The following is a 5,572-nucleotide window of genomic DNA, read 5'->3' as shown; positions in this document are numbered from 1 at the left end:
CGCAGGTTCTTGATCGTCACAATCAGACACCTACGCAGAGTGCGGCGTTCGTCATGTCATGACACGAACCGACCCACACATGGGAGCGAAGAGCCGAATTCCGCTGAATACCCAGGGTTAAACCCGGCGAGTGGAGCGGGTGGACCCGGTTGGGGACGTTGCTCACCACTCCTGGTACGTTGCGGCGATCTTCAGATAGTCGCCTGGTTGCTGGTCGGCGCGGGTGCACTTGAAGATTTCGCCTTCGCCGATTTTACAGCCGGTGGCGTCGCGGTTGGAGTTCCAGTCGCGCTGGGCGTCCCAGCCGCTGATGCAGCCCAGCCGGACGGTCTTGGCGAAGGCGATCAGTCGCCGCATGTCGTCCAGCTTGAAGAACTCCCCTCCGTCGTTGATGCCGAACATCGGGCAGGCGCCCAGCCGCGCCCACACCTGGGCGTCGGTCAGGTGTGGAAATGCCTTCTTTACGTCGCGGTGCATGAAGCGGAGCGCGATGATGGCTTCCTTGCCCTGGGGGCGGTCGTGGTTGCCCATCGCCATCGTCATGCCGTTGAAGAGCGACGGGCTGATCCCCGCCTCCGCCAGTTGCTGGATGAATGCCTTGCCGTAGACGTTGAAGCCGGCGACCAGGTCGGACGGGCAGTGAGGGTCGTCGGGGCTCTCCACCTCCACTGGGCGCCGCTCGCCGCCCGCGTCCACGGGCAGTGTGTACGAGACCCGGAGTGAGGGCCGGGCCTCCAGCAGCTTGTAGACGATGCTGATGTGCCGCTCGATGAACTGCGGGTTGTTCTGGGCCGCACCCTCGATGTCGAAGTCGACCCGGTCGATCCCGTAGGCGTCGAGGATGGCTGAGTACCACCCGACCACCTTCTCCACGTCCTTGACTACGTACTCCGGGATGTGGTTGATCCAACCGCCCAGCGAGATGACCGGTCGGCCCGACAAGGGTGCGAGCTTCTTGAAGGCGATCACGTCCTCGCGGTTGTGCTTGCCGTTGATCGCGTCGTACCCCTTGACAGAGCCCCAGCATGGTTCCATATCGGCGTTGGCCACGGTGATGAAGCCGAGCGAGGCGCCTCGGACGCCGGTGGCCTCGGCGATGGGCGTGATGGCGTTGATCTTCGGGTTTCCACCGCCGACTGTGTTGGTACCGGCGTAGTCGATGAACGGCATGACGGGGATGTCCCAGGCAGGCCGCTCGCCACTGGCCTTGCCGGAGTTGAAGGACAACGAGGTGGTCTCGGAGCGGCGGCCCGCGATGTTCACAGCGACGACCTGCGCCTGGTAGTCCGCCTCCGGCTCCAGGTGGCCGATGATCGCGGACGGCTCGACCACCTCGATCACGCCTGGCCGTCCGACGAGGGTGACCTCGTAGCCGATGACTGCTACCTCGTCGGTCGATGGGTCCCACTTCAGTCGTACCGAGCGGCCGGACTGACGGGTGACGCGCAGGTTGGCGGGCTTGTTGGGCGGGGCGTCGTACACCGGAACGTCCGCCGGGGTGCCATCGACCTGGAAGCCGTGCGGGTGGGGGAGGACGGGGCCGGCGACACCGATGCGTACCCATGTCGAACTGTGTGCGGGGATCTTTCGCTTGTGTTCCTCGAGGGCGACGGTCACATGCTGACTGTCCTGGTGGACGTGGCCTCCGGTGTGGTTGCTGACCTTCTGGGTCGAAACTTCGAACTCGATTTTGCCGATGGACCTGTCCTCGCCCGTCAGGTTGTAGACGGTGAGCTGCCAGGCGCCACCGCCCAACCACTGCTGGTGTGTCGAGGGCCGGGCGAGGAGAATGTGCGTACCGGTGGTACCGGTCGCGTTGTCGGACATACCCATGAGTCGTTGCCCATCTTTCGTTTCGGGTTGTTCGCCTCGGCTCTCGGCCTACGAGCAACGTCGCTTCCGTTGAATGATCTTGATGGCGTAGGGGTTTCGTCCTCGTGGCACGTGATCACATAGCCGAGGACAGCTTCCCGGAGCGGGTCCGGATCGGGCTGCTGACCAGGACGTTTACGCCGGAGCTGGTGCACCAGGCGGTCGAGGAAACCGGGGCGTGGGAGGAGCGCACGAAGGCGCTGCCGAGCACGCTGATGGTGTACTTCACGCTGGCGATGTGGCTGTTCACCGGGCAGGGGTACGGCGGGGTGCTGCGCGAGCTGCTGGAGAACATCCCGCGTCGGGCGGGTGAGAAGTGGACGCGTCCGGCCCGGACCGGACCGGCTCGGTCACCAAGGCGCGTGCCCGGCTGGGGGCGGCGCCGCTGCGCTGGCTGTTCGGCCAGGTGGCCGGAGTGCAGGGCATGCCTGCGACGCCGGGGGTGTTCTGGCGGGGTCGGCGGCTCGTGTCGCTGGACGGCACACTGTTCGACGTGCCCGCCTCCGAGGCCAATGCTGCCCATTTCGGTGGGAGTTCGAACGGCGAGCGGCAGGCGTGCTACCCGCAGGCGCGGATGGTGGCGCTTGGCGAGTGCGGCACCCACGCCGTGGTCGGCGCCGTCTTCGGGCCGTTCGCCACCGGCGAGCGCACCCTCGCACACCGGCTGCTGCACCACCTCAAGGCCGGCATGCTGCTGGCCGACCGCGGCTTCCCGTCCTTCACGCTGTGGGAGAAGGCCGCCACCACCGGGGCCGAGCTGCTGTGGCGTGTGTCGGACTCTTTCCGCCTGCCGCTGGTGGAAGCCCTGCCCGACGGCACCTGCCTGTCCCGTCTGTGCGAGCAGCGCACCAAGCGCACGATCGATGTCCGCGTCATCGAGTACACGATCACCCGGACCGACGAACACGGCAGTGAGACCTCGGAGTTGTTCTGCCTGATCACCATGCTCCTCGACCCGGTGACCGCGCCCGCTGCCGAGCTGGCGGAGTTGTACACCCGCCGCTGGACCAGCGAAACGATCTACCGACACATCAAGATCGAGCAACGCGGCGGGCGTACCGCCACCCTGCGCTCCAACAGCCCCGCCATGGTCGAGCAGGAACTGTGGGCCATGCTCTGCGTCTACCAGGCGACCCGGCAGCTGACCACCGACACCGCTCACGAACACCACCTCCCGCCCGGCCACATCAGCTTCAAGAACGCCCTGAACGCCGCCCGGCGCATCGTCGGCGCGGACTTTCCCCCCTCGCCGCCTGGCCGCCAAGACCCGTGAGGCCATGGCCGACCTCGCTCACCAGGCCGTCCGCCCCCGGCCCGGATGCACCGCACCCCGCGCCACCAAACGCTCCAGCTCCGGCTACCGCACCCTCCGCCCCGGCGAACCACCCACCAGCCGAGCCACCTACACCATCAACCTCATGCTCCTCGAAGGGAGAGCGCAGCCTGACAACCTCTCACAAGCCGCTTAAGAAGCGACGTTGGGCATGGGCCAGCGAATCGAACCGTTCGGGGTAGTCGGACATGTACTTCGTGGTCTTGAAATGGGCCTCGCTGTAGGGATTGTCGTTGGAGGTCTTCGGCCGTGAGTGTGACCGTGTGACGCCGAGGTCGATCAGCAGCTGCGAGACCTTCTTGGAGGTCATCGAGGTGCCGCGGTCGGCGTGCACGGTCTGGGGCACGATGCCGTTGCGGGCGATGGTCTCGCGGATCAACTCCTCGGCCCGTGCCGCTGATTCGGCCCGCTCGGCGGTGTGGCCGACGATGTAGCGGCTGTAGATGTCGATGATGACGTAGGCGTGATACCAGACGCCCTTGGCCGGTCCGGCGGCCTTGGTGATGTCCCAGGTGAACACCTGCGACGGTGCGGTGGCCACCAACTCGGGCACCGTCTTCGCCGGGTGGGTGGCCTGGCGGCGGCGGTCGCCGGACTGCCCCTTTTCGCGCAGGATCCGGTACATCGTGGACACCGAGCAGTGGTAGCGCCCGGCATCCAGCTCGCGGGCCCGGATTTGTGCGGGAGGAAGCTCGGCGTACTCGACGCTGTTCATCAACTCCACTACCGCAGCCCGTTCTTCTGCCGTCAGGGCTGAGGGCTGGACCTGCGGCGAGCGGGGCCCTGGCGGCGGCGCCGGACGCAGCCGGCGGTAGTGGGTGGCCCTGGAGCGGCCGGTCAGACGGCACGCGGCCGTGATGCCCTTCCTGCCCTCGACGCCGGTGAACGCCTCGTCGACCACCGGGTCGGCGGCAGCCTTCAGTCCGCGCCCTCGGAGATCATTTCCAAGAGCGCGGAAGCTTTTCCCATGACCTCCAACGCGGCCTTGTTCCGTGCCAGTTCCTTCTCCAGCCGTTCCACCTGGCGGCGCAGCTTCTCGTTCTCTGCCCCGGCGGCGGACTTCTTCGGCCGGGCTGGTGCGTTTGTCGACCAGCTTCTCCAGGGCCCCGGCGTCCCGCGCGGCCCGCCATTCCGTGACGTGCGAGTGGTACAGGCGCTCGCGGCGCAGGATCGCGCCCTTCTCGTTCTTGGGCGCGGCGTCGTACTCGGCCACGATCCGCAGCTTGTACTCGTGACTGAAGGAACGGCGCTTGGGCTGGGGAGCCCGGACTCGGCGGGGGTGGTGCTGGTCATGAGGGGTGATTCTCCTGTCGTGCCCTCTCAGGCTAACCCGTCGAAGCGGGACGTCTCACCCAAGGCTGACAGACACGGCAGCTGTAGTTCTTGGTCAGGTCGGTGGTGTCATGTCGTCGCGGCGGCGGCGGTGACGTTGTTCCAGCGACGGTGCGCTTCGTGCGGCGCGGTGTTGGTGTTCGCGGCGCCAGGCGGACCAGTGCAGCAGGTGATCGCGGTCGCGGCGGGGCGAGGGCAGCACGGTGGCCCGCAGCAGGCGGAGCAGTTCGCGGGAGCTGACCAGGACGAGGCGGCCCCGGGTGGCCTGGGCGGTGGTGCGCAGGCGGGCGACGGCGAGGACGGCGGCGGCGAGCATGCTGATGAAGGTCCAGCGCATCCAGGAGTTCCAGCAGGTGGTCTGGCCCTGGTCGAGGCCAGGGCGGCTGCAAGTTCCGTGCTCGTGTGGTGAGTTCGGGTTGAAGCTGGGTCCGCTGGACCCGGACCAGGTCGCTGACCTGCGTCCCTACTTCGAGTCGGTGCCCGACCCCCGCTCGCGACGGGGCCGGTGGTACTCGCTGACTGCGATCCTGCTGGTGTGCGCCTGCGCGGTCGTCTCAGGAGCGAGGAGCATCGACGAACTCGCCGAGTGGGGCCAACGCGCTTCGACCGCACTCCTGACAGTCATCGGGATCCGGCGCCACCTGCTCAGATGGCGGCGCTCTCCGTCGCCGGCCACGATGGGCCGTGTGCTGGGGGCCGTTGACGGTGACGCCCTGGACCGGGCGGTGGGCGCCTACCTGGCAGACCGGCACCGCGCCGCCGCGCCCGCCCAGGCTCCGTCGTCCTCCGCGTCCGGACAGCTGCGCGTGATCGCTGTCGACGGCAAAGCCCTCAAGGGATCAGCCCGCCTCACCGCGCCCCGCCGGCATCTGCTCTCCGCGGTCACCCACGGCACCGTAGTGACCCTCGCCCAGGTGGAGGTCGGCGCGAAGACGAACGAAACCCCGGTTATTCAGCGGAATTGGGTGAGCTGACGGCCTGACAGCAGAAAGGTGCCGCTGACCTGCGAGGATGCGAGTGTCTAGGTCGTATCCG

The 5,572-nt window shown here is 67.5% G+C and carries 5 protein-coding genes and 1 pseudogene; 3 read left to right on the top strand and 3 right to left on the bottom strand.

Annotated elements, in window-relative coordinates; all coding sequences use genetic code 11:
- Window positions 1-162 precede the first annotated feature (162 nt).
- Window positions 163-1,833: a fibronectin type III domain-containing protein gene (locus tag ABZZ74_RS52325; RefSeq protein WP_356951181.1), complete on the bottom strand. Its 1,671-nt coding sequence runs from the start codon at window positions 1,831-1,833 to the stop codon at window positions 163-165.
- 104 nt (window positions 1,834-1,937) lie between these two features.
- Here ABZZ74_RS52325 and ABZZ74_RS52320 point away from each other — a divergent pair.
- Window positions 1,938-2,150: pseudogene (locus ABZZ74_RS52320) on the top strand (transposase domain-containing protein); the annotation flags it as partial.
- Between the two features lie 38 nt (window positions 2,151-2,188).
- The gene (locus ABZZ74_RS52315; RefSeq protein WP_356951180.1) at window positions 2,189-3,145 is read left to right on the top strand and encodes an IS4 family transposase; all 957 of its coding nucleotides are present in this window, start codon (window positions 2,189-2,191) and stop codon (window positions 3,143-3,145) included.
- Window positions 3,146-3,326: 181 nt separating this feature from the next.
- Here ABZZ74_RS52315 and ABZZ74_RS52310 read toward each other — a convergent pair whose 3' ends face one another.
- On the bottom strand, window positions 3,327-4,418 hold the full coding sequence (locus tag ABZZ74_RS52310) for a DDE-type integrase/transposase/recombinase (protein WP_356951179.1): 1,092 nt from the start codon (window positions 4,416-4,418) through the stop codon (window positions 3,327-3,329).
- Between the two features lie 174 nt (window positions 4,419-4,592).
- The gene (locus tag ABZZ74_RS52305) at window positions 4,593-4,874 is read right to left on the bottom strand and encodes a hypothetical protein (protein WP_356951178.1); all 282 of its coding nucleotides are present in this window, start codon (window positions 4,872-4,874) and stop codon (window positions 4,593-4,595) included.
- Window positions 4,875-4,953: 79 nt separating this feature from the next.
- Between ABZZ74_RS52305 and ABZZ74_RS52300 the strand changes: the two genes are divergently transcribed.
- Window positions 4,954-5,511, top strand: a complete 558-nt coding sequence (locus ABZZ74_RS52300) for a transposase family protein (protein ID WP_356951177.1) — start codon at window positions 4,954-4,956, stop codon at window positions 5,509-5,511.
- Window positions 5,512-5,572 lie beyond the last annotated feature (61 nt).

The sequence above is a fragment of the Streptomyces sp. NPDC006476 genome (genome assembly GCF_040612015.1).
Taxonomy (GTDB): domain Bacteria; phylum Actinomycetota; class Actinomycetes; order Streptomycetales; family Streptomycetaceae; genus Streptomyces; species Streptomyces griseorubiginosus_B.
This window is presented reverse-complemented; position numbering and strand designations above follow the sequence as displayed.